Genomic DNA, 22,811 nt, shown 5'->3' with positions numbered 1-22,811 from the left:
CTCTAGGTGTGCTACATTGAGGAAAGAGGTGATGAACAGATGGTGACACTATACGGCTATCCACCATGCAGTACATGTAAAAAGGCAGAAAAATGGTTGAAGGAACAAGGCATCGAGTATACATACATCCATATCGTCGAATCGACGCCGACGAAAGAGGAACTCGCCGAACTGTGGAAACAATCAGGTCTACCACTCAAAAAGTTCTTTAACACGAGCGGGCAAGTCTATCGGAACGAAGGCATCAAAGACAAGCTACCGAATCTATCAGAAGACGAACAACTCGAGCTATTGGCGAGCAATGGTATGCTTTTGAAGCGACCAATCGTCACAAATGGTGAAAAAACGACCGTCGGATTTTCAGAAAAGTCCTTTACGGACGTTTGGGGCTAAGTGCTATAATACAGATGTGAGTCTAATTTATTTGAGGGGGAAGTTAGGATGAGCAAAGTACCAGCAAATTTACGTTATTCAAAAGAACATGAGTGGGTAGAAGTAAATGGAACGAAAGCCCGCATCGGCATTACGGATTTCGCACAAAGCGAACTAGGGGACATCGTGTTTGTCGAACTCCCAGAAGTCGATGGTACGATTTTGCTCGACGAGCCATTCGGCTCAGTCGAATCAGTGAAGACGGTCTCTGAGTTGTATGCACCGGTATCTGGTCGCATCACGGCAGTGAACGAGGACCTCGCGGATTCTCCAGAACTCGTCAACGAGTCACCGTTTGAAAACGCATGGATGATTGAAGTCGAGTTGACGGAAGAGTCAGACCTCGACAAACTCATGTCTGCAGAAGAATACGAAGCGATGATTCAAGGATAATCAAAGCCGGCTTCTCCATTGGAGAAGCCGGCTTTTTGTTTACTCGAAATCGAGTCGGTAATGATCGGATTCGACGAGAGTCGTCCGTTCAAACACACGGTAGAAGAAGATTCCGAGTGCGACGGGAATCAGGCCGAACAAGACGATGACGAGCAGGACGTTGAAGAGAGCGAATCCACCCGGCATGAGGTGAAGGGCGTTCACCGGACCGATGAGACCTGACACACCGAACCCGGCGCTGATTGGTGTTCCTTCAATTTTTAGAATCCCTGCGAGCGCACCGAGAATCGCCGCATTTGCCAAAATGGGAAGCATCATGATGGGGCGTCGGACAAAGTTCGCCATCTGAATCTTCGGAGAGCCGAGGAAATGGGCAATCGATGTGCCGGTCGCGTTTGCCTGCCATCCGGCGATCGCGAGACCGAATCCGGCAGCGACGACCCCGAGGTTCGCCGCACCAGCCGCGACACCGGACAAGCTGATGGCTGTCGCAATCCCGACAGTCGAGATCGGCGAGACGATAATGAGTGAGAACGCCATGGCGATCAGAATTCCCATGAGGACCGGTTGCAGGTCAGTCATTGTCATGATGAGTAGACCGATATACGTCGTGATCTGGGAGATGTACGTCAGTAGGAAAGTACCGATGCCTCCTGCGACGACAATGATGGTCATCGGCATAACAATGACCGTATACGTTTTCAAGTGGGGAGCGAGTTTCATGACAAGAAGTGTAGCGATTGCAGCGGTAACACCAGCTGTGATCACGTCCCCGATGCCGGCCATCACAAAAGCCCCTTCGTCGATTCGGACGGCACCGCTACCGACATACGTCGCAATCGCGATGGTCCCGGTTTCGAGAATCGATCGTCCGAACTGCATGGCGACCGCTAGCCCGATAATGGCTGGCAGAAGCCGCATCGCAATCGTCGTCGCATCCAATATGAATTGAAGAGACGGAAAATACGGAAGTATGGCTTTCGTTAATTCACCGAGTAGTGCGCTCGGGATGAGGGCGATCAGAATCGCCATGCTGAGACCGTTTAAGACGTTCATCGTGAACTGTTTCATCGTACCTGTTGTTTGTTCCGTCATCATTCATTCACCTGTCCTTCTTCTTTGCTGTTATGTACAAAAGCGATAAAGTTAGAACCCATATTATTCCTCTCACCAGAAAGAGTCAAGAGAATCATTGAAAAATTCTGAAATTTCATCAAAGCACGATTTTTGAATGGGAATCCATCGCCCCTTATAATGACAAGAGAGGTGAGAAGAATGATTACAGACGGATTCTTATATATATACGCCCCGATGTGTGGTACATGCGCTGTGGCGGAAAAAATGTTGACGGTCGTCGAAGCGGTCGACCCTGAAATTAAAATCGAAAAGCGAGATGCGAACTATATCCCAAAAGAGCTAGAAGCCTACCAAGTGATGAGCGTACCCGCCTTGTTGAAGCTTGAAAATGGCGAGGTTCAAGACCGATTGTACGCGTTTCAAAATGTGCAACATGTCCTCTCTTTCGTGAAGTGAGAGAGGAACATTAGAATAATCTGAAAATTTTAAATAATCAGTTGACACAGAAAGTTCACGAATGGTATATTCATTACAACATCTTACTTGAACACAAAATAGGACGCGATATTCCCGATATCAAGACGTTTTGGCGAAGCCGCTGCTACCTTTATACGAATACACGTCAGTTTTCCCTTCGATTGTCCCCCAAAAAAATCAAGCGAAGACAGACGTTCCGTATAATCGCACGGTCCAAGCTAAGATCGAGTGATGATTGGTGAATCTCCCCCATGTAAGGATGTAAATCTTGAACGGGCAAAAGATTTTCATCTATGGGCTGTCCTTCCGTGACTCAAGGTGCTACGTTCTGTGTCGTCCTCGGACGGCACCTTTTTTTAATTTTTTTGAAAAAAGGATTTGACAGCAGAAAAAGCTGTCGCTATGATAAAGCTAATCGAATACACAACACTCTTATCAAGAGAGGCTGAGGGACTGGCCCTATGACGCCCAGCAACCGCGGAGCAATCCGAAATGGTGCTAATTCCAGCAAGGTGAGAAACCTTGACAGATGAGAGCAATCGTTGTCCGTACGATAAAGTGCGCACGTTTGCTCAAACGTGCGCGCTTTTTTTGTTGTCAGGAGGGAAAGGTATTGATTCAATTACGAAACGTCGCCAAATGGTTCGATACGAAGAATGGTCGTGTCCAGGCGGTCGATGATGTGTCATTAACAATTGATCGCGGTGAAATTTTTGGAATAATCGGATATTCGGGAGCGGGGAAATCGACGCTCATCCGATTACTCAACCGTCTCGAGTCACCGTCAAGCGGTGAAATCGAGGTCGCCGGGAATGAGCTCACGAAGCTCAGCCCGAAAGAACTACGAGGGGTTCGCAAGAACGTCTCGATGGTCTTCCAGCACTTTAATCTTTTGTGGTCGCGCACGGTCGCAGAAAACATCAGCTTCCCACTCGAACTGATCGGGGTACCGGCAAGTGAGCGGAAACGACGCGTCCAAGAACTCGTCGAGCTCGTAGGTTTGGCTGGTCGTGAGGACAGCTATCCATCGCAACTGTCGGGCGGTCAAAAACAGCGAGTCGGGATCGCCCGCGCGCTCGCTACAAATCCTGAGGTTCTCCTCTGTGACGAAGCGACAAGCGCGCTCGACCCGAAGACGACGGATTCGATTCTCGAACTGCTCGTCAGCATCAATAAGAAGCTCGGATTGACGATCGTCCTCATCACGCATGAGATGCATGTCATCCAAAAGATTTGTCACCGTGTCGCCGTGATGGAGGCCGGAAAAGTCGTTGAGACCGGTCAAGTCTCGGACGTGTTCCAACATCCGGAGCAACCGATCACGAAAGAATTCGTCAAGCAAATCGGGGCGGTCGACGATCTATCGCTCACGTTCGAACATCTTAAAGAACGGTATCCGAGCGGTCAAATCGTCAAATTGAAATTCTTGAACGAGATGGCAGAACAACCGATTTTGTCTGACGTCCTCAAGACGCATGACATCGGATTCAACATCATCGGCGGGAACGTGACCCAGTCACAAGTCGGTGCGCTCGGTACGCTATTCATCCAACTGATTGGGGAAGCAAGTGAAATCGATCGTGCCATCGCGTCGATTCGTTCGCAATCCGTAGAAGTGGAGGTGGAAAGCGATGTTTCCTAACGTAGATTGGCAAATTATGATGGAGCAGACTTGGGAGACGTTATACATGACGCTCGTCGCAGGTGTGGCGACGTTTGTGATCGGACTGGCTTTAGGTTTGATTCTCTATATTACAAACGAATCGCTTTTATTGAAGAATCGTCCGATTTACGTCTTCGTCAGCGCGATCGTCAACGTGTTTCGTTCGATCCCGTTCATCATCTTAATTATCTTACTCATCCCGTTCACGTTGTTCCTACTCGGTACGATGCTCGGTTCGACGGCGGCGCTTCCGGCACTCATCATCGGAGCGGCACCGTTCTATGCTCGGATGGTCGAACTTGCGCTTCGTGAAGTCGACCGTGGGGTCATTGAAGCGGCCGAATCGATGGGAGCGACAAAATGGCAAATCATCTACAAAGTCTTGATTCCAGAAGCTCTTCCGGCAATCGTATCGGGACTCACGGTGACCATCGTAGCAATCGTCGGTTACACGGCGATGGCGGGGGTCGTTGGGGGTGGCGGACTCGGGAACTTAGCCTTCTTGGAAGGATTCCAACGCTCACAAAACGACGTCACGTTCGTGGCGACGGTGCTCATCTTGATCATCGTGTTCGTCATCCAATTCATCGGTGACCGACTCGTCACAAAGATAGATAAACGTTCAGCATAATCACACATATACCATTTGGAGGGATTCATTATGAAAACTTGGAAAACAGTACTCGGATTGACGGCATTATCAGCATTCACGGTTCTCGCGGCTTGCGGCGGGGAAGAGGCAGAAACAGGTTCTGGCGATGAAAAAACATTGATCGTTGGTGCGTCAAACGTACCGCACGCTGAGATTTTAGAGCACGTACAAGAAGAATATGAAGCAAAAGGTTACAAACTCGAAATCAAGAAGTTCCAAGACTACGTGCTTCCGAACAAGACGCTCGCGAGCGGGGAGCTCGATGCGAACTACTTCCAACACGAGCCATACCTCGAGTCACAAATGGCTGAGAACAAAGACTACAAATTCGCATCAGCAGGTGGCGTGCACATCGAGCCGATTGGTGTCTACTCACAAAAATACAAATCGCTTGACGAGCTTCCTGAAGGAGCGGAAATCATCATGAGCTCATCGGTCGCTGACCACGGACGAATCCTTACGATGCTACAGTCAGAAGGTCTCATCACGCTTGCGGAAGGCAAAACGGTCGATGCGACAGTCGCTGACATCGTCGACAACCCGAAAGACTTGAAATTCAAGACGGACGTGGAAGCAGCACTTCTTCCAACGGCTTACAACAATGGAGAAGGCGATGCGGTCCTCATCAACACGAACTATGCAATCGATGCAGGTCTCAACCCACTCGAAGATGCGATTGCACTCGAAGGGGAAGACTCACCATACGTCAACTTGATCGTCACGCGTGAAGGGGACGAAGAAGACGAGCGCGTCAAGGCACTCCTCGAAGTATTGACGTCTGAAGAGACACAACAGTGGATCTTGGACGAATACAAAGGTGCGGTCGTACCGGTCAAACAATAAGTCATTTCGACTCAGGAGACTTCCTCCTGGGTCTTTTTTTGTCTAGTGTTCTTTCATAAAGAGAAGTACACTACATATATGAAAGAAAAGGGGGGATTTGGATGAAGCTCAGACAGATTCATCCACTGACGTGGGGCGTCCTGTTCGGGACGTTTTTTGCACGACTGGCGACGTTTTTTGTCATGCCATTTTTTGCGATCTATCTGGCTACGCTCGGCTTTTCAGCGAGTGTGATCGGAACGATCTTTGCCGTGACGGCACTTTCAGGTCTGTTCATGAGCTTCTTTGGGGGGACACTCTCTGATCGGTATGGACGAAAACAGCTCATGTTGATCGGGATCGTGCTGAATGCCGTCACGTTCGCTGGTCTCGCACTTGCGACGGAACTGTTTTGGTTTTACATGCTATCGATGTTGATGGGGATGTCGCGATCATTCCTAGAACCGGCTTCACGTGCACTCATCAGTGATACGACGCAGGCAGATCAGCGAGTCATCGTCTATAATGTCCGTTACTTCATGATCAATATCGCCGCGGCCATCGGACCACTCTTGGCGGTCGTCTTGTCACTCACTGGTGTGAAGACTGCATTCTTCGTCGTGACGGCTGTCTACATATTATACGGGATCATTATATCTATCTTGTTTTACAAATATCCGTTTGAAGAAGGGGACGGAATCAAGGCACGCCCGCGCTTGACGGAGACGTTTCGTGTCCTGAGAGATGACCGAACGTTTCGGGCGGTCATCATCGGAATGATCTTCGCGATTATCGGTTATAGCCAGTTCAATTCGACGCTCCCGCAATTCATCGCGCTACGCGATGGATTAGAAGAAGGCTCGAGATTATTCGCCTACTTATTAACGACGAACGCCATCACGGTTCTCATCGTCCAATATCCGATTATGCGTTTCGGGATTCGTGTCTCTCCGATCAAGTCACTCTTTTTCGGGATTTCGACCTTGTCATTCGGACTTTTGCTTATTGGATTTGCGACGGTAGAGTGGGTACTATTTGTCGCGATGGCCATCTTTACCGTCGGTGAGGTGTTGATGTTCACCATGACGGACGTCTTGACGGATGAACTCGCGCCGGAACATTTACGGGGCACTTATTTCGGGGCGATGGGATTGACGTCACTCGGACAGACAATCGGACCGATTATCGGTGGCGTGTTACTCGATACATTCGGTCAGTCATCGCTTCCTGTATTCGGAAGTTTGGCGCTCTTGACGGGGTGTGGTGCCTTCTTCTTCGCGGCTGCCGTACGAGAGCGGAAAGCAGTCCTCGCACTCGTCGAAGAGAATGCCGGATAATGTCTTGATTTCCTACTATTAGCATTCTCAACTTTTATCATTCTATTGAGAATGAATTCTAAGGTGAGTCGCTTGAAATAAAAAAATGACTAGTCTAAGATTAGAATATATCTAATCTACGCCATTCACTATGGCGAGAAAATACGGAAGGGGTATCCGAATGTCTAACGTACCACAAATGAAAATTGATGACCTCCGCGTCTCAATCGAAGGAAAAGAGATTGTCAAAGGTCTTAACCTAGAAATTAAAGGTGGCGAAATTCATGCCATCATGGGTCCTAACGGGACTGGTAAATCAACACTCGCATCAGCACTCATGGGTCATCCACTTTATGAGGTCACTGGGGGAAGCGTCGAATTAAACGGCGAAGATGTCCTCGAGATGGAAGTCGACGAGCGCGCACAAGCAGGGATGTTCCTTGCGATGCAGTACCCGGCTGAAATCAGTGGTGTCACAAACGCGGACTTCTTGCGTTCGGCAATCAACTCACGTCGTGAAGAAGGTCAAGAAATCTCGCTCATGAAGTTCATCCGTGAACTCGATGCGAAGATGGAGCTTCTCGAAATCCCTTCAGAAATGGCACACCGTTATTTAAACGAAGGATTCTCAGGCGGTGAGAAGAAGCGTAACGAAATTCTTCAAATGATGATGATTCAACCGAACATCGCCATCTTGGATGAAATCGACTCAGGTCTTGATATTGATGCCCTTAAAGTCGTTGCCAAAGGCGTAAACGAAATGCGTTCAGAAGAGTTCGGCTGCTTGATCATCACGCACTACCAACGTCTCCTCAACTATATCGAGCCAGACTTCGTACACATCATGATGGACGGGAAAATCGTCATGTCTGGTGGTAAAGAGCTCGCACAGCGACTCGAGGCAGAAGGTTACGACTGGGTGAAGCAAGAACTCGGAATGACAGTAGACACAGAAGCGTAAGGAGGCTGTACGATGACCGTACAATTTGAATTGGATGCACAAGCGTTGTCGGCACGTGCAGAAGCGCTCGGCGGACCAGCATGGATGGTCAACCGTCGTAAAGAGGCAGCAGAACTTGCGCCGACACTTGCTTTGCCAAAAGTTGAAAAAATTAAGATTGATAAGTGGGACTTCACAGCGGGAGATGTCGAGCTCGAACAAAAAGACGGCTTGACAGCGGACATCGAATCACTCCTCGGAGACCACCGGACAAACGTGCTCGTTGAACGCAACGGTCATGTCGTCTATAACGAATTGTCGATGCCTGAAGGCGTTTTGTTCATGGGAATCAAAGAAGCGATGGAGCAACATCCGGAGCTCGTTGAGAAATACTTCATGACTGAAGGCGTACGTGTCGATGAAGAACGTCTTTCGGCGTTGAATGCTGCCCTCACAAACGGTGGTGCATTCATCTACGTACCGAAAAACACGCAATTGAAAGATCCGCTTCAAGCCATCTTCACGATGGAACAGGCGAACGGTGCCCTCTATCACCACACGATCCTCGTCGCAGACGAAGGCAGTGAAGTGACATACATCGAAAACTTCCTTTCTGGCACGAATGAACCGCATACGGTCAACGTCGTGACGGAAGTATTCGCTGGAGAGAACGCGAAAGTCGTCTTCGGTGGTGTCGATCAGCTCGCTGAATCAGCACTTACGTTCATGAATCGTCGCGGTGTCGTCTATGCGAACGGTCGCCTCGATTGGGCGCTCGGTCACATGAACGACGGGAACTCGGTCGTCGAGACGAAGACTCACCTCGTCGGCGACAACACGTATTCAGATACAAAAGCTGTGACAATCGGTCGCGGTGCACAGAAACAAAACTTCAACATTCGTACCGACCACTTCGGAAAAGCATCTGAAGGGTTCATCTTGATTCACGGTGTCCAAAAAGACGCAGCCACTGCAATCTTCAGCGGGACATCGATGATTCACCACGGTGCGTCAAAATCGAACGGTGTACAAACAGAGCGCGTCTTGATGCTCTCTGAAAAAGCACGTGGGGATGCCAACCCGATTCTTCTTATCGATGAAGATGACGTTATGGCAGGTCACGCAGCGTCTGTCGGTCGTGTCGATGATGTTCAATTGTACTACTTGATGAGCCGTGGTTTGTCTCGCCAAGAGGCAGAGCGTTTAATCATCCACGGATTCTTGACGTCTGTCGTCGAAGAACTCGCAATCGATTCGGTCAAAGACCGTCTCCGCGAAGTCATCGAAGGGAAAGTACGTTAAGATGTTGAACGCCTCGATTCGTGAACAGTTTCCGATTTTAGATCAGGAAATCAATGGACACCCGCTCGTTTATCTTGATAGCGCGGCGAGCTCACAAAAGCCGCTCGCTGTCATCGAGGCGATCGAGGACTATTATCGTCGCAACCATTCGAACGTGCATCGTGGCGTCCATACGCTCGGGACGCAAGCAACGGATGCGTATGAAGGAGCACGTGAACGCGTCCGCTCATTCATCCATGCGGCGGTTCCTGAAGAAATCATTTTCACTCGTGGAACGACGACGGCCATCAATTTGGTCGCATCGAGCTACGGAGATGCGAATGTCGGTGAAGGCGACGAGATCGTCCTCACTCCGATGGAACATCATGCGAACTTAATCCCATGGCAACAACTCGCCAAGCGAAAAGGCGCGACACTTCGATACGTCGAGCTCACGCCGGACGGACGTGTCACACTCGATGCGGTTCAAGCGGTGTTATCAGACCGGACGAAAATCGTCGCGATGAGTCACGTCTCGAACGTACTCGGGACGATTAACCCGATTGCCGAAGTCGCTCGACTCGCGCATGAGTTGGGTGCCGTCATGGTCGTCGATGCCGCGCAAAGTGCACCGCACCGAAAACTTGACGTCCAAGCACTCGACTGTGACTTCCTCGCCTTTTCTGGACATAAGATGCTCGGACCGACTGGGATCGGTGTCTTATATGGGAAGAAGCAACTCCTCAAGAACATGGAGCCGGTCGAGTTCGGTGGCGAGATGATTGACTATGTCGATTTATATGAATCGACGTGGAAAGACATCCCGTACCGTTTCGAAGCGGGAACACCGATTATCGCCGGAGCGGTCGGACTTGCGGCAGCCATCGATTTCTTAGAAGAAATCGGTCTTGAAAACGTCGAAGCACACGAACGTGAACTCGCGTCTTACGCAATCGAGCAGATGAAAACGATTGAAGGGATCGAGATTTACGGTCCTGAAGATCGCGTCGGTCTCGTCACGTTCAACTTGAAGGACGTTCATGCGCACGACCTCGCGACTGTGCTCGACATGCAAGGTATCGCGGTTCGTGCCGGTCATCACTGTGCACAACCACTCATGCGTCTTTTGAAGCAATCATCGACGGCACGGGCGAGCTTCTATTTGTATAACACAAAAGAAGAAGTCGACCGCTTCATCGAGGGATTACGTCAAACGAAGGAGTATTTCAATTATGAGTTTTAATAATCTCGACATGTTGTACCGCCAGGTCATCATGGATCACTATAAAAACCCAAGAAACCGTGGCGTCATCGAAGATGGCGTGACGGTGGACTTGAACAACCCGACGTGTGGGGATTCGCTTCGTCTTCAACTACAGGTCGAAGACGACATCGTCAAAGATGCGAAGTTTGAAGGGGAAGGCTGCTCAATCAGTCTCGCCTCGGCATCGATGATGACCCAAATCGTCAAAGGAAAAACAGTAGAAGAGGCGCTTCAACTCGCCAACATCTTCTCTGAAATGGTTCAAGGCAAAGAGTACGACACGGATACGTTTGACCTCGGTGATATCGAGGCGCTCTCAGGCGTATCGAAATTCCCGGCTCGAATCAAGTGTGCCACGCTCGCGTGGAAGGCGCTTGAAAAAGGAGTAGACGAGGACGCGTAAGGAGAAGGAGGAGACCGATATGGCAAAGAACATGCCGGAAATTGGCGATTATAAATACGGCTTCCATGATCGGGACGTTTCGATTTTCCGTTCAGGCCGTGGCTTGACGACAGAAATCGTAGAGACGATCTCACGCATGAAAGAAGAGCCACAATGGATGCTCGACTTCCGTTTGAAGTCGTTGGATCACTTCAACAAGATGGCGATGCCGACATGGGGCGGAGACCTCTCGGCACTTGATTTCGACGAAATCACGTACTATGTCAAACCATCTGAAAAGACAGAACGCTCATGGGATGAGGTACCAGAAGAAATCAAACGTACGTTTGACAAGCTCGGTATCCCAGAAGCAGAGCAAAAATACTTGGCAGGTGTCTCGGCTCAGTATGAGTCTGAGGTTGTCTACCATAGCATGCAAGAAGACTTCGAAGAAAAAGGTGTCATCTTCAAAGATACAGACACAGCCCTCAAAGAAGACGAAGAGATCTTCAAAGAGTACTTCGGGAAGTTGATTCCGCCGACGGACAACAAGTTTGCGGCCCTCAACTCAGCTGTTTGGTCGGGTGGCTCGTTCATCTATGTACCAAAAGGCGTAAAACTTGAGCAACCGCTCCAAGCCTACTTCCGCATCAACTCGGAAAACATGGGTCAATTCGAGCGTACGCTCATCATCGTCGACGAAGGCGCATCGGTTCATTACGTCGAAGGATGTACGGCACCGGTTTACACAACGAACTCGCTTCACTCAGCGGTCGTTGAGATCTTCGTCAACAAAGATGCATATTGCCGTTACACGACGATCCAAAACTGGGCGAACAACGTCTACAACTTGGTAACGAAACGTGCAGTTTGTGAAGCGGGTGGATCGATGGAGTGGATCGATGGAAACATCGGATCGAAACTCACAATGAAATACCCAGCTGTCATCTTGAAAGGGGAAGGCGCACGTGGGATGACACTCTCAATCGCCCTCGCTGGTAAAGGACAGCACCAAGACGCTGGCGCTAAAATGATTCACCTCGCACCAAACACGTCGTCGTCTATCGTCTCAAAATCGATTTCGAAACAAGGCGGAAAAGTATCGTACCGTGGAATCGTCCACTTCGGCCGTAAGGCGAAGGGCGCACGCTCGAACATCGAGTGTGACACGCTCATCATGGACAACGAGTCGACTTCAGATACGATCCCGTACAATGAAATCTTGAACGACCAAGTGTCGCTCGAGCACGAAGCGAAAGTCTCAAAAGTGTCAGAAGAGCAACTCTTCTACCTCATGAGCCGTGGAATCTCGGAAGAAGAAGCGACAGAAATGATCGTAATGGGCTTCATCGAGCCATTCACAAAAGAATTACCAATGGAATATGCGGTCGAAATGAACCGTCTCATCAAGTTCGAGATGGAAGGTTCGATTGGATAATTGCTTGAATGACGGATTTCCTGTAAAAAGGGGTCCGTTTTTTTTTGTTATGTCGATGCCATATGTAGGGTATGCTAAAAAAGAGAAAGAATCATAGAAAGGATGGATACACATGTCACGTATTCCGCATAAAGATGAGATTGACCCGAAAGACATCACTCGCATCGCCGTCATAGGTGCAGGTTGGGTCGGCGTCAGTTTCGCCTATCAATTATCCACGGCTGCGCTTTGCGAGGAGCTCGTCTTAATCGACTCGAATCATGCCAAGGCAGAAGGAGAGGCGATGGACCTCAATCATGGGATCTCATTCGCCCCGACACCGGTCCGGATTTGGGCAGGGGACTACTCGGATTGTAAAGACGCAGATATCGTCGTCATCACGGCAGGAGCCGCACAAAAACTTGGGCAGACACGGATGGACCTCGTCGAGCAAAACGCCAAGGTCGTCCGCACCGTGACCGAAGACTTGATGAAGAGCGGGTTCGACGGCATTTTAGTCGTCGCGACGAACCCGGTCGATGTGATGGCACACGTCGCCTGGAAAGCATCGGGTTTACCAAAAGAACGCGTCATCGGTTCAGGGACGGTCCTCGATACAGCACGACTCCGTTACAAACTTGGAGACTATTTCGAACTATCGCCACGAAACTGCCACGCCTACTATATGGGTGAACATGGGGATACGGGCTTTGTCGCATGGAACAACGCACGCATCTATGGGAAGAGTATCGATGAACTATTGGCGGAGAACGAGAAATATCAGTTCGAAGACTTAGAAGCGATCTATGCGGACGTACGCGACGCTGCTTACCAGATCATCGAGCATAAGAACGCCGCCTATTATGCGATTGGGGTAGGCTTGCTTCGCATCATCCGGGCCATCGTCCGAAATGAAAACTCCGTCGTGACAATTGGCGCTCACCTAGACGGCGAGTACGGGGCGAGTGACGTGCATATTGGCGTACCGGCCTTGATTGACCGAAGCGGCATTCGTAAGATCATCGAGATTGAATTGACGAACGAAGAACAACAGAAGTTTGACGCCTCGGTACAAACTATCAAAGCAGGGATTGAGAAAGTCGAGCCCGCATCCTAAAAAAGATCCGACTGCTTAGGCAGTCGGATTGTTGGTTAAGACGCCTCTTCTTCGGCGATATCTTTCTTGTAATACTTCTCGGATGTGAAGAACTCGGTTGTCAATCGTTTCACTTCACCACTTAGAAGCAAGACGGCAATCATATTCGGGATGAGGATCATCGCTAGCATCAAGTCTAGGAAGTTCCAAATCATCTGAGCGCCTCCAATCGAACCGATGACAATCGAGACGATATAAACGGCCTTCATGATTTTTCCTGCCGTCAAACCGAATAAGTACTCGGCTTGTCGCGAGCCGTAAAAGATGATGACGATAATGGTCGAGAGGACGAAGAAGATGAGTGAGATGGTGACGAGTAAGCTTCCCGTGTAACCGAAGTATTCATTGAAAGCAATCGTCGTCAACGCTGCTGGGTCATCCATCACTCCGTCTGCCGTCCAGACACCTGAAGACAAGACGACGAATGCGGTCGTGCTACAAATGATGAGCGTATCGATGACGATCCCGATGACGGCCCAGAACCCTTGGCGCACCGGATGGTCCGTCTGTGCCGCGGCGTGGGCAATAGGTGCCGTTCCAAGACCGGCTTCATTTGAATAGAGTCCACGGGCGAAGCCCCAACGAATCGTCTCAGCAACGGCGGCACCGGCAAACCCACCGAACGCGGCCATCGGCTCGAATGCATAAGAGAAGATGAGACTGAGAACGTTTGGAATCTCAGAGAAGTTCATCAAGACGATGACGAGTCCGGCTCCGACATAGACGAGTGCCATGCCAGGGACGACGATCTCGGTGACTTTCGCGATGCGCTTCATTCCGCCAAAGACGATGATGCCCACAAGAATAGCGACGACAATCCCCGTGATGAGCGTGTTCCCATTGAACGTCTCACGGACTGCCGAGCTGACAGCGTTTCCTTGTACCATGATACTCGGAATGAGTTCGATCATGAGAGCGAAGGCGAACCACGTCGCGAGCCACTTCCAACGAAGTCCTTTTGATATGTAGTAGACCGGTCCCCCGACAAATTCGCCGGCATCATTCTTCTCACGATAGTGCACGGCCAGTACGCTCTCTGAGAACTTGATGGCCATGCCGATGATAGCGATGACCCACATCCAGAAGATGGCACCCGGTCCCCCGAACATAATCGCTGCAGGTACACCGATGATGTTCGCGGCCCCGACTGTTGAAGAGAGGGCTGACGTCAACGCTTGTCTCGGACTGATGTCGCCTTCACCTTTCGGCTTTTTGAAAATGCTGCCGAATGTTTGCTTGAATATGTAGATGGGGTAACGAAACTGAAAGAAACCGAGCTTGATGGTGAGGAAGATACCGGATAAAACGAGTAACGAGATAATCGGTACGCCCCAAAGCCAGTCGGAAACGTTCGTGACAAGAGTAATAAATTCATTCATACAACCACTCCAATTCCATTATTTTACTTAAATACTGTTTCCTAAAGTAAGGACCTCTAAACATCTTTGACAAAATAAAGGAGGAAAATAGAATGAGAGTTGCTAAACGTTTGATTGTATCTGGACGTGTCCAAGGCGTGGGGTTTCGATATTTTTCACAGGAGACCGCGCAACGATTCGGCATCAAAGGATGGGTTCGCAATCTAAGTGACGGGACAGTCGAGCTACATGCGGAAGGAACCGAGCAAGAAATCGACGCCTTCGAGCAGACGTTGAAGGATGCCAATCGCTTTGTCGGTGTCGAACGAATCGAAGAGACGGAAGCGAACGATCAGGAATTTCGCTCGTTCGACATACGCTATTAACCGCTTACATTTCCCTATGTGTGAAGGGAGATTTTTTTTATGAAATCTACATTTCAAAAAATTAAACCTTGAATTTTTGAGATGGGGTGGTCAAACGATAGGAAGTGTGTATAATGAAATAGACCAAGCGATATATTGTCAGAAAATTTAGTTATTATTTTTTTGTTAAGTCGTTCGGAATATCAAGTGTATGGAGGTAGTTGTATGAAAAAATCGACATTGTTCCCGTTAGCGTTTACGATTTTTGCTTTATTCTTTGGGGCCGGGAACTTACTGTTCCCACCAGAGCTCGGCGCCTTGGCGGGGGAAAACCTCGTACCGGCGATGATCGGGTTCGTCATTACGGGTGTCGGTTTACCGCTTCTTGCTTTGTTCGCAGTCGCTCGGGTCGGCGGTGGGACAGACCAAATTGCTCGTTATATTCCAAAGCGTCTCGCGCTTATCTTGACAGGATTGATGTATGTAGCCATCGGACCATTCTTCGGAATTCCGCGTACGGCTGCCGTCACGTATGAAATGGGACTCGTCCCGTTTCTCGATACGCCTTCTACTTTGACACTCGCGATGAGTTCGACCGTCTTTTTCGGGTTGACGTTCTTCTTGACGCTCCGTGCTCAAAAGTTGATTGAAGTCATCGGACGCATCATCACACCAATCCTCTTGTTCTTACTCGCAGCGATTGGGATCACAAACCTCATCTCGCCTCTCGGAGAGCCTGGAGCTCCAGCGGAAGGGTTTGAGACATGGTTGGGCGCACTCGGCCAAGGTTTCCAACAAGGCTATTTGACAATGGATGTATTCGGGGCCCTCGTCTTTGGGGCAATCGTCCTCGTCACGTTGAAAGCAAATGGGTTGAGTGACCAAAAAGAAGCGTCTTCGCTCCTTCGTTCTGCAGGGATGCTTGCCGTTACCTGTTTGATGCTCGTCTATATCTCGCTCGGTTCGATCGGTGCGAATATGACAGTCGCAGAAGGAACGACGAGTGGCGCAAGCCTTCTCCAAGCGTTCGCAGGTACGTCTTACGGCCAAGTCGGAATGCTCGCACTCGGGTTAGCGGTCTTCCTCGCTTGTTTGACGACAGCAGTTGGACTCATCTCAGAGTTCTCACGCTTCATCAGCAACCAGTTTGATTCTCTCAAATATCATCATGTCGTCATCGCGACAACATTGTTTGGGTTCATGATCTCACTCGTCGGTTTGAGCTCGTTGATTCAAATCGCCGTGCCGCTTCTCACGCTCCTCTATCCGGTCATGATCGCACTCGTGCTCATATCGGTGACGGAACGACTTCAACGAAACCCCGGTGTGGCGATGAAAGCGACAATTTACACGGCGCTCGTTCTCTCGTTCTTTGAAACGTGGAACGGCATCCAGCCTTCTGCGGTTACTTCTTGGATTGGAAACTTACCAATGGCGGATATCGGACTTGCCTGGGCAGTTCCGACGATGATCGTCTATGCGATCACGCTTCTTCTTCCGAAAGGAACGTCACAAGAATCACTCGCTCAATCACGCATCTCATAAGTCTCGCCCATCCTTTAGTCAAGGATGGGCTTTTTTCTGTCTTATTGTTTGCCTGGATGTGAGCTCAAACAGTAAAATGGAAAGATGAAAAGGGAGTGACATTCGTTGACGACAAAACAAAAAAATCAATTGGCGATTCTCATGTTGAACATGTTTATCGCCGTCGCCGGATTTGGGATCATCATCCCGATTATTCCGGATTACTTAAAGATGATTGGCGAGGGAGGGACAGCCGCCGGACTCATGATTTCCGTATTTGCGGGTGCCCAGCTCGTCATGTCACCGATTGCCGGGAAATGGGCGGACGTCCACGGCCGCCGACTCATGATCATTCTCGGTCTGATCGGATTCACCATCTCGATGGGAGTCTTCTATCTATCGGATAATTTGACAATTCTTCTCGTCTCTCGTGCCATCGGGGGTGTTGGTGCAGCGCTTTTGATTCCTGCCATCTTCGCTTATGTGGCAGATATCACGACACTCGAGCAACGAGCTCGAGGAAACAGTTATATTTCCGCGGCAATGTCGCTTGGAATTGTAGTGGGACCAGGGATTGGTGGCTTTTTTGCTGAATTCGGCTTGAAGACACCGTTGCTCGTTTCAGCGATTGTATCGTTTATTGCTGTCATTTCGTCTGTGCTTCTTCTTAAGGAGCCTGACCGTGCTCCATACGTGGCGCCTAAGATTAAAGAGTCTTTACCGACGCAGCTGGTCATGTCGACGCGAAAACCGTACTTCTTCGTATTGGTCATCAACCTCGTCATGGCGTTTGGTCTGATGGCGTATGAATCGGTACTTGGGCTCTATGTCAGTGAGATGTTCAGTGCGACACCACAAGAGATTGCCATCATGGTAACCGGAACGGGGATTGTGAGTGTCATCGTTCAATTGTTTGCAGTGGACCGTCTCGTCGAATGGTTGGGTGAGACCAAGGTCGTACTTGCTTTCATCGCGCTCGCCTCATTTGGCTTCTTGTTATCTTTGTTCGCTGGTACGTATATGCTCTTCTTCGCAGTGACACTCGTGATTTTCTTATCGACATCTATTTTACGACCGGTGTTGAACACGCTCGTGTCGAAACTTGCAGGAAACGAGCAAGGTCTTGCCATGGGGATGAACAACGCTTATATGAGTATTGGGAATATTTTAGGGCCGACATTGGCGGGAATCGCCTTTGATATTGATATGCGCTATCCGTTCATGATGGGACTCGTCCTATTGCTCGTCACATACATGGGCACATGGAACTGGTCGAAACGGAAAGCGGCCGCCATTTCAGAATCGTAAAGGAGGACGCTATGATCTATGTAGGTGTGACCGGATGGGGTGACCACGATTTGCTGTATACGACCCCAGAAGAACGAAAACATAAATTATCGACATATGCGGGACATTTCCCGACTGTTGAAGTCGACTCGACCTTCTATGCGATTCAACCTGTGAAAAATTTCGAAAAATGGGATGGGGAAACACCGGATCATTTTCAATTCGTTGTGAAAGTTTCCAGGGAAATGAGCGGACATGATCGTGAGCCGAAAACGCCTTTGATTGAACTGTTTGAGCGTTATCGCGTCTCGGTCGATCCGTTAAAACGAGCGGGGAAATTACGGGCTGTGCTCGTTCAATTGCCGCCGTGGTTCGATGTGTCAAAGCCACACCTGGATTATTTGAGAACGCTTCGTGCCGAGCTGTCAGATTACGAGATTGCCATCGAGTTCCGCAATCCGACCTGGTTCTCAGAAGCGTTCCGGGACCGGACGCTTCAATTTTTGAAGGAGCAGCGGTTCATCAACACGATTTGCGATGAACCGCAAACGAAAGAGAGCAGCATCCCGTTCGTACCGGTCGTGACGCATCCTGATGTTGCGGTCGTTCGATTGCATGGACGCAATACGTCAGGATGGCTCAAAAAACCTGGAATGACGAGTCAAGAATGGCGGCATGTTCGCTGTCTGTACCGGTATAGCGAGGAAGAATTGCAAGAATTGGCGACCTCACTTCGTGAGATTGACCGTGATGCGAAAGACGTGTATGTATACTTTAACAACAACTCGGCTGGGGATGCAGCACCGAATGCGAAGCGACTCATTGAGATTCTTGGCCTTGAATATGAACTCGCGCCGAGACAAATCAGTTTGTTTTAGAAGGAAGGGATGGCCATGACGACACTGTCTATTTTTCATTACAACGATCTTCATTCAAAGTTCGACCAATGGCCGAAACTTGTTTCATTTCTAGAAGAACATCGGACTGACGACACGCTGTACTTTGATTTAGGAGATCATGCCGACCGCACCCACCCGGCGACCGAAGTGACACGTGGAAAGTTGAATGTTCGTTTGCTCGAGCAACTCCGTCCGACAGCGGTCACCATCGGAAACAACGAAGGAATCACTTTTCCTCATGATTGGCTAGCCGAACTGTATGACGAAGCAACATTTCCCATCTTACTTGGGAATGTATATGAAGCAGACGGGTCACGACCGAATTGGGTCGATGAGACGCTCGTTCTTGAGAAAGATGGTTTCCAGATCGGTCTGTTTGGTGTGACCGCTCCATATGAAGAGTTATACCCAGAGCTCGGCTGGCAGATTGAATCGCCTTACGAGGCGGCGGAGCGAGCGCTGAAACAGTTGGCGCATTGTGATGTCATCATCGCGCTCAGTCACCTTGGATTCTTTGGAGATGAGCGATTAGCTGAAAAGTTTCCTGAAATCGATGTCATTCTCGGTGCGCATACACATCATGTTTTAGATGAAGGTGTGATGACGAACGGTGTGTTGATTGCACAGGCCGGAAAATATGGGAAGTACGTCGGTGAAGTCACACTGACGCTTGGCGAGTCAGGAATCGTATCGAAAGAAGCGCGCCTTCACGAACTGTCTCAGCAATCGGATAGTCCAGACACGTTGGCGTTGTTGCGCACAGAAGGGGCAGATGCCGAACGCCTTCTTGATGTCACGATTGCAGAGACGGATGGATACGCCTCCGATTGGTTCGGACCTTCTCCACTTGGTGACCTACTCGTCGAAGGGATGGTCGAATGGTGTGCGGCGGATGTTGGGATTATTCCATCTGGGGTTGTGCTAGAAGGCCTTGCACCGGGTGGGGTGACGCTCAACATGTTGCATCGGATCTGTCCGCATCCAATCAACCCTTGTGTGCTGACATTGGACGGTGAAACGTTGTCGCGTTTCCTTCACGATACTAATGAAGAAACGTTCACGAATATGCATGTCAGAGGTCTCGGGTTCAGAGGGACCGTTCTCGGAGAACCGAGTCTCTATCAAATCGAACAACGTGACGGTCAGACTTATGTGATGGGGGAACGATTGGATTTAAATCAGACATATCGTGTCGCAACGGTCGATATGTTGACATTCGGTCCGCTTCTTCCTTATTTGGCAGACCAACCGAAGCGATATTTCATGCCCGAACTTCTGCGAGATGTATTACGAGAAACAATCGTCGCCCGTCATGAAGTGATTCGAAAAGGATAGAGTGCATCGATGAGGGCATGCTATGATAACAGAGTGGAGGTGGGAGCGATGATTCGAGTGAATCGCCACGGATATACCGTCTTGGAAGAAAAACGGGACGGGTTCGATGAAGAGGCGTTTATCGCACGGTATAGTGACGTGCTAGATAAGTACGATTACATCGTCGGTGATTGGGGGCATGGTCAGTTGCGATTGAAGGGATTCTATGAACCGCAATCTAAATTGGCGACCTATGAGAACCGAATTGATCACGTGATGGACTACGTATACGAATATTGCAACTTTGGATGTCCTTATTTCGTTTTGAAAAAAGAAACGGAAATCAACGAAGAAGAGAGTGGACCCGTCTTTGGGGGAACGAAGCAAAAACTGAAGTTGAAGCGTAAGTTTAACAAGAACGATGAATCAAACGTGTGAAGTGCTGAGCCGTCAGCACTTTTTTTATTACATTTGATTTCCAAATATTTCGTTTAGGTAAAAAGTCGTGACTTCCGGTTTTGAGGTTGGAAAAATGTGATAAATTGTCATTAACGATAGTTTCGTCGTTTTTTGGTTTTGATAGTGAGGTGATTTGGATGCAACATGTACAAACGACCGTCGGGGATCGGGATGACGTCCATAATCGAATTCATAACTTCGGACTCGGGATATTGGCCATGTTCTTTTTTGGTTTCCATATCATGATGACCTTTTATTTTACGGCGGCAGTCATTCTATTTGAACTCTTTCATGTGTTGATCATCCGTCGCTTTGAATATGGCCATTCGTTCTTGCGAGGCCGTGTCTTCAAAGTCACATCTCACCTTGTGTTATCACTCGGGGTGCTGTTGTTGATCTTGTCCATGTCTCAGTTCTTTTTAGGCAATGTGATGATTCGCTAAGCGGAAAGGAAAAATTCCTTTCCCTTTTTTTATGTTTTTTTGAAACGTATGGTCACCTTTTCACGTACACTAATAGAAAGACTACGAAAAAGGATGGATTACTATGAGATCTGAATGGAAACAACATGCACGACACGCCTTGAAAGGAAAATGGTGGTTGATGGCCGGATTGGCACTCTTGTTCCTCATTATTAACGGGATTCCGCAATGGTTTGCGCCTGAAATGGACGTCAACTCGCCAGAACCGTTCACATCGACAGAAGTCACTTTGAGCTTTGTATCGAACGTTCTGCAAATTTTAATTGCCCCACTTGCGATCGGTTGGTCGTGGCTTGCTCTCAACGTATCACGTGAGAAAGGAGCCTCGCTCTCAACGCTGTTCAAGCCGTTCCAGACACGTTACTTCAAACATGTCATCACCTCGTTTGTGATGGGGGTATTCCTCGTGTTATGGACGTTGTTACTCATCGTACCGGGAATCATCAAAGGATTCTCATATTCACTTACGCCGTACATTTTGCGCGATCAGCCTGAACTTTCCGCACTCGAGTCGATCACAGAATCACGTCGTCTCATGGATGGGCACAAGATGGAAGCCTTCATGCTCGTCTTGTCCTTCTTTGGTTGGTTCCTCGTCGGGATCTTGACGCTCGGGATCGGGTTCTTCTTCATCGGACCTTACTTCTCGACGACATACGCGACGTTCTACGATTCGATTCGAGACAAGCAAGTTGATTCGAATGAGCCAGTGCACGGAACAGAACAAGGATTTTAAAGAAACAAACGCCTCGCTCAAGTGATTGAGCAAGGCGTTTTTGATTAGGCGTTGACTTCAGTTTTTTGTAAGTATGGTTTCAACGACAAGTGGTGTTCGGCCACGACTTTACGAATCGTACGTGTCTTCGAGCGCATGACGAGTGATGTCGTCTCGACGATATCATCTGTTAAGAATTTGACGCCATCGAGCAACTCACCTGACGTGACACCTGTTGCGGCGAAGATACAGTCATCACTCTTGACGAGGTCGTCGAGCGTGAGGAGTTGGAGCGGATCTTCAATGCCCATCGAGATGACGCGTGCAGATTCTTCTTCATTCATCGGGTGAAGACGGGCCTGCATGTCTCCGCCAAGCGCTTTGACAGCTGCAGCCGTGATGACGCCTTCAGGAGCACCGCCTGTACTGATGAAAATATCAATCGGATTTGTTTTGACGGCAGCTGCGATTCCGGCCGAGACATCGCCATCCTCAAACAATTTGACGCGTGCGCCGACGTTCATGACGGCTTGGCGAAGGTGTTTGTGGCGATCGCGGTCTTGCATGATCACCGTCACTTCTTCAATGCGTTTATTGTTATATTTTGCTGCTTTTTCGATGATCGACTCGAGTGGTTCATCGAGCGAGACTTTTCCTTTTAAGTTCGGCCCAACGACGAGCTTATCCATGTACATATCTGGTGCGTGGAGGAGGGCACCTTCATCCGCAACAGCGATGACGACCATCGCATCTCCGAGTCCTTTTGCGACAATGGATGTACCTTCGAGCGGATCAACGGCGATGTCGACTTTCGGACCGAACGTCGTACCGAGTTTTTCCCCAATGTAGAGCATCGGTGCCTCATCGAGCTCACCTTCTCCGATGACGACCGTCGCATCCATGTTCACTGTTCCGAGAACTTCGCGCATCGCTGACGTAGCTGCGTCATCGGCTTCATTCTTTTGCCCACGTCCGATCCATTTCGAAGATGCGAGTGCTGCGGCTTCCGTTGCTCGTACGATTTCTAATGCTAATTCACGTTCCATAGTGTTGTACCCTCCACGTTATCTCTATTAAATGTGTTATACTTTTTACGGCTTAAATCCGTTGATTAGTGTATCACAATTTTATAAATG

The 22,811-nt window shown here is 49.2% G+C and carries 24 protein-coding genes and 1 riboswitch; of the genes, 21 read left to right on the top strand and 3 right to left on the bottom strand.

From position 1 onward, the window contains the following. Positions 1-39: 39 nt before the first annotated feature. Positions 40-393, top strand: coding sequence for an arsenate reductase family protein (locus tag KNO65_RS03345; protein ID WP_159562604.1), 354 nt, complete (start codon positions 40-42; stop codon positions 391-393). Between the two features lie 48 nt (positions 394-441). Continuing rightward, positions 442-825: a glycine cleavage system protein GcvH gene (gene gcvH / locus KNO65_RS03340; protein WP_012726861.1), complete on the top strand. Its 384-nt coding sequence runs from the start codon at positions 442-444 to the stop codon at positions 823-825. A gap of 39 nt (positions 826-864) precedes the next feature. Here gcvH and KNO65_RS03335 read toward each other — a convergent pair whose 3' ends face one another. Further along, positions 865-1,920, bottom strand: a complete 1,056-nt coding sequence (locus KNO65_RS03335) for a PTS sugar transporter subunit IIC (RefSeq protein WP_251131633.1) — start codon at positions 1,918-1,920, stop codon at positions 865-867. A gap of 180 nt (positions 1,921-2,100) precedes the next feature. Here KNO65_RS03335 and KNO65_RS03330 point away from each other — a divergent pair, with 180 nt between their 5' ends. The 11 genes from KNO65_RS03330 (at position 2,101) to KNO65_RS03280 (ending at position 13,233) form a co-directional block, all read left to right on the top strand. Then, positions 2,101-2,358, top strand: a complete 258-nt coding sequence (locus tag KNO65_RS03330; protein WP_078147274.1) for a thioredoxin family protein — start codon at positions 2,101-2,103, stop codon at positions 2,356-2,358. Between the two features lie 450 nt (positions 2,359-2,808). Next, positions 2,809-2,915, top strand: a riboswitch (SAM riboswitch). 77 nt (positions 2,916-2,992) lie between these two features. Then, entirely contained in the window at positions 2,993-4,021 is a 1,029-nt protein-coding gene (locus KNO65_RS03325; protein WP_214781639.1) for a methionine ABC transporter ATP-binding protein, read from the top strand. After that, positions 4,011-4,673: a methionine ABC transporter permease gene (locus KNO65_RS03320; protein WP_012726857.1), complete on the top strand. Its 663-nt coding sequence runs from the start codon at positions 4,011-4,013 to the stop codon at positions 4,671-4,673. Before KNO65_RS03325 ends, KNO65_RS03320 begins: the two co-directional genes overlap by 11 nt. 30 nt (positions 4,674-4,703) lie before the next feature. Next, entirely contained in the window at positions 4,704-5,537 is an 834-nt protein-coding gene (locus KNO65_RS03315; protein ID WP_159562602.1) for a MetQ/NlpA family ABC transporter substrate-binding protein, read from the top strand. Positions 5,538-5,638: 101 nt separating this feature from the next. Further along, positions 5,639-6,853, top strand: coding sequence for an MDR family MFS transporter (locus KNO65_RS03310; RefSeq protein WP_214757535.1), 1,215 nt, complete (start codon positions 5,639-5,641; stop codon positions 6,851-6,853). Between the two features lie 178 nt (positions 6,854-7,031). Next, complete coding sequence (sufC, locus tag KNO65_RS03305) at positions 7,032-7,793, top strand: Fe-S cluster assembly ATPase SufC (RefSeq protein WP_143180266.1); 762 nt, start codon at positions 7,032-7,034, stop codon at positions 7,791-7,793. A 12-nt stretch (positions 7,794-7,805) separates the two neighbouring features. Beyond that, on the top strand, positions 7,806-9,074 hold the full coding sequence (gene sufD / locus KNO65_RS03300; RefSeq protein WP_214781637.1) for a Fe-S cluster assembly protein SufD: 1,269 nt from the start codon (positions 7,806-7,808) through the stop codon (positions 9,072-9,074). 1 nt (position 9,075) lies between these two features. Further along, positions 9,076-10,296 (top strand): cysteine desulfurase, encoded by a 1,221-nt coding sequence (locus KNO65_RS03295; protein ID WP_159562600.1) that lies wholly within the window; start codon positions 9,076-9,078, stop codon positions 10,294-10,296. Continuing rightward, positions 10,286-10,720 (top strand): Fe-S cluster assembly sulfur transfer protein SufU, encoded by a 435-nt coding sequence (gene sufU / locus KNO65_RS03290; RefSeq protein WP_026825487.1) that lies wholly within the window; start codon positions 10,286-10,288, stop codon positions 10,718-10,720. The genes KNO65_RS03295 and sufU overlap by 11 nt, the downstream gene beginning before the upstream one ends. Before the next feature lie 19 nt (positions 10,721-10,739). Then, positions 10,740-12,137, top strand: coding sequence for a Fe-S cluster assembly protein SufB (gene sufB / locus KNO65_RS03285; RefSeq protein ID WP_012726850.1), 1,398 nt, complete (start codon positions 10,740-10,742; stop codon positions 12,135-12,137). 112 nt (positions 12,138-12,249) lie between these two features. Further along, on the top strand, positions 12,250-13,233 hold the full coding sequence (locus KNO65_RS03280) for an L-lactate dehydrogenase (RefSeq protein ID WP_159562599.1): 984 nt from the start codon (positions 12,250-12,252) through the stop codon (positions 13,231-13,233). Positions 13,234-13,268: 35 nt separating this feature from the next. Here KNO65_RS03280 and KNO65_RS03275 read toward each other — a convergent pair whose 3' ends face one another. Next, the gene (locus KNO65_RS03275) at positions 13,269-14,651 is read right to left on the bottom strand and encodes an alanine/glycine:cation symporter family protein (protein WP_214781635.1); all 1,383 of its coding nucleotides are present in this window, start codon (positions 14,649-14,651) and stop codon (positions 13,269-13,271) included. 92 nt (positions 14,652-14,743) lie between these two features. Between KNO65_RS03275 and KNO65_RS03270 the strand changes: the two genes are divergently transcribed. From KNO65_RS03270 to KNO65_RS03235, 8 genes are all read left to right on the top strand, one after another. After that, entirely contained in the window at positions 14,744-15,016 is a 273-nt protein-coding gene (locus tag KNO65_RS03270; RefSeq protein ID WP_214781633.1) for an acylphosphatase, read from the top strand. Positions 15,017-15,220: 204 nt separating this feature from the next. Next, on the top strand, positions 15,221-16,540 hold the full coding sequence (gene brnQ, locus KNO65_RS03265) for a branched-chain amino acid transport system II carrier protein (protein ID WP_214781631.1): 1,320 nt from the start codon (positions 15,221-15,223) through the stop codon (positions 16,538-16,540). Positions 16,541-16,645: 105 nt separating this feature from the next. Further along, positions 16,646-17,827: an MFS transporter gene (locus KNO65_RS03260; RefSeq protein WP_159562595.1), complete on the top strand. Its 1,182-nt coding sequence runs from the start codon at positions 16,646-16,648 to the stop codon at positions 17,825-17,827. A gap of 11 nt (positions 17,828-17,838) precedes the next feature. After that, positions 17,839-18,684: a DUF72 domain-containing protein gene (locus tag KNO65_RS03255; protein WP_214781629.1), complete on the top strand. Its 846-nt coding sequence runs from the start codon at positions 17,839-17,841 to the stop codon at positions 18,682-18,684. Between the two features lie 15 nt (positions 18,685-18,699). Next, entirely contained in the window at positions 18,700-20,040 is a 1,341-nt protein-coding gene (locus tag KNO65_RS03250; protein ID WP_251131632.1) for a bifunctional metallophosphatase/5'-nucleotidase, read from the top strand. Between the two features lie 48 nt (positions 20,041-20,088). Further along, entirely contained in the window at positions 20,089-20,457 is a 369-nt protein-coding gene (locus KNO65_RS03245) for a YutD family protein (RefSeq protein ID WP_214781625.1), read from the top strand. A gap of 158 nt (positions 20,458-20,615) precedes the next feature. Next, a complete protein-coding gene (locus tag KNO65_RS03240; protein WP_214690691.1) occupies positions 20,616-20,921 on the top strand; it encodes a hypothetical protein in 306 nt (101 codons plus the stop codon). A gap of 103 nt (positions 20,922-21,024) precedes the next feature. Next, positions 21,025-21,696, top strand: a complete 672-nt coding sequence (locus KNO65_RS03235) for a DUF975 family protein (protein ID WP_074036376.1) — start codon at positions 21,025-21,027, stop codon at positions 21,694-21,696. A 44-nt stretch (positions 21,697-21,740) separates the two neighbouring features. Here KNO65_RS03235 and glpX read toward each other — a convergent pair whose 3' ends face one another. Beyond that, positions 21,741-22,721: a class II fructose-bisphosphatase gene (glpX, locus tag KNO65_RS03230; protein WP_214781623.1), complete on the bottom strand. Its 981-nt coding sequence runs from the start codon at positions 22,719-22,721 to the stop codon at positions 21,741-21,743. Between the last annotated feature and the right edge of the window lie 90 nt (positions 22,722-22,811).

Origin of the sequence: Exiguobacterium sp. S3 (genome assembly GCF_018617295.1) — a bacterium.
Classification (GTDB): Bacteria; Bacillota; Bacilli; order Exiguobacteriales; family Exiguobacteriaceae; genus Exiguobacterium; species Exiguobacterium profundum.
The sequence above is the reverse complement of the archived record's forward strand: the minus strand, read 5'-3'. Positions and strand labels throughout refer to the sequence as shown.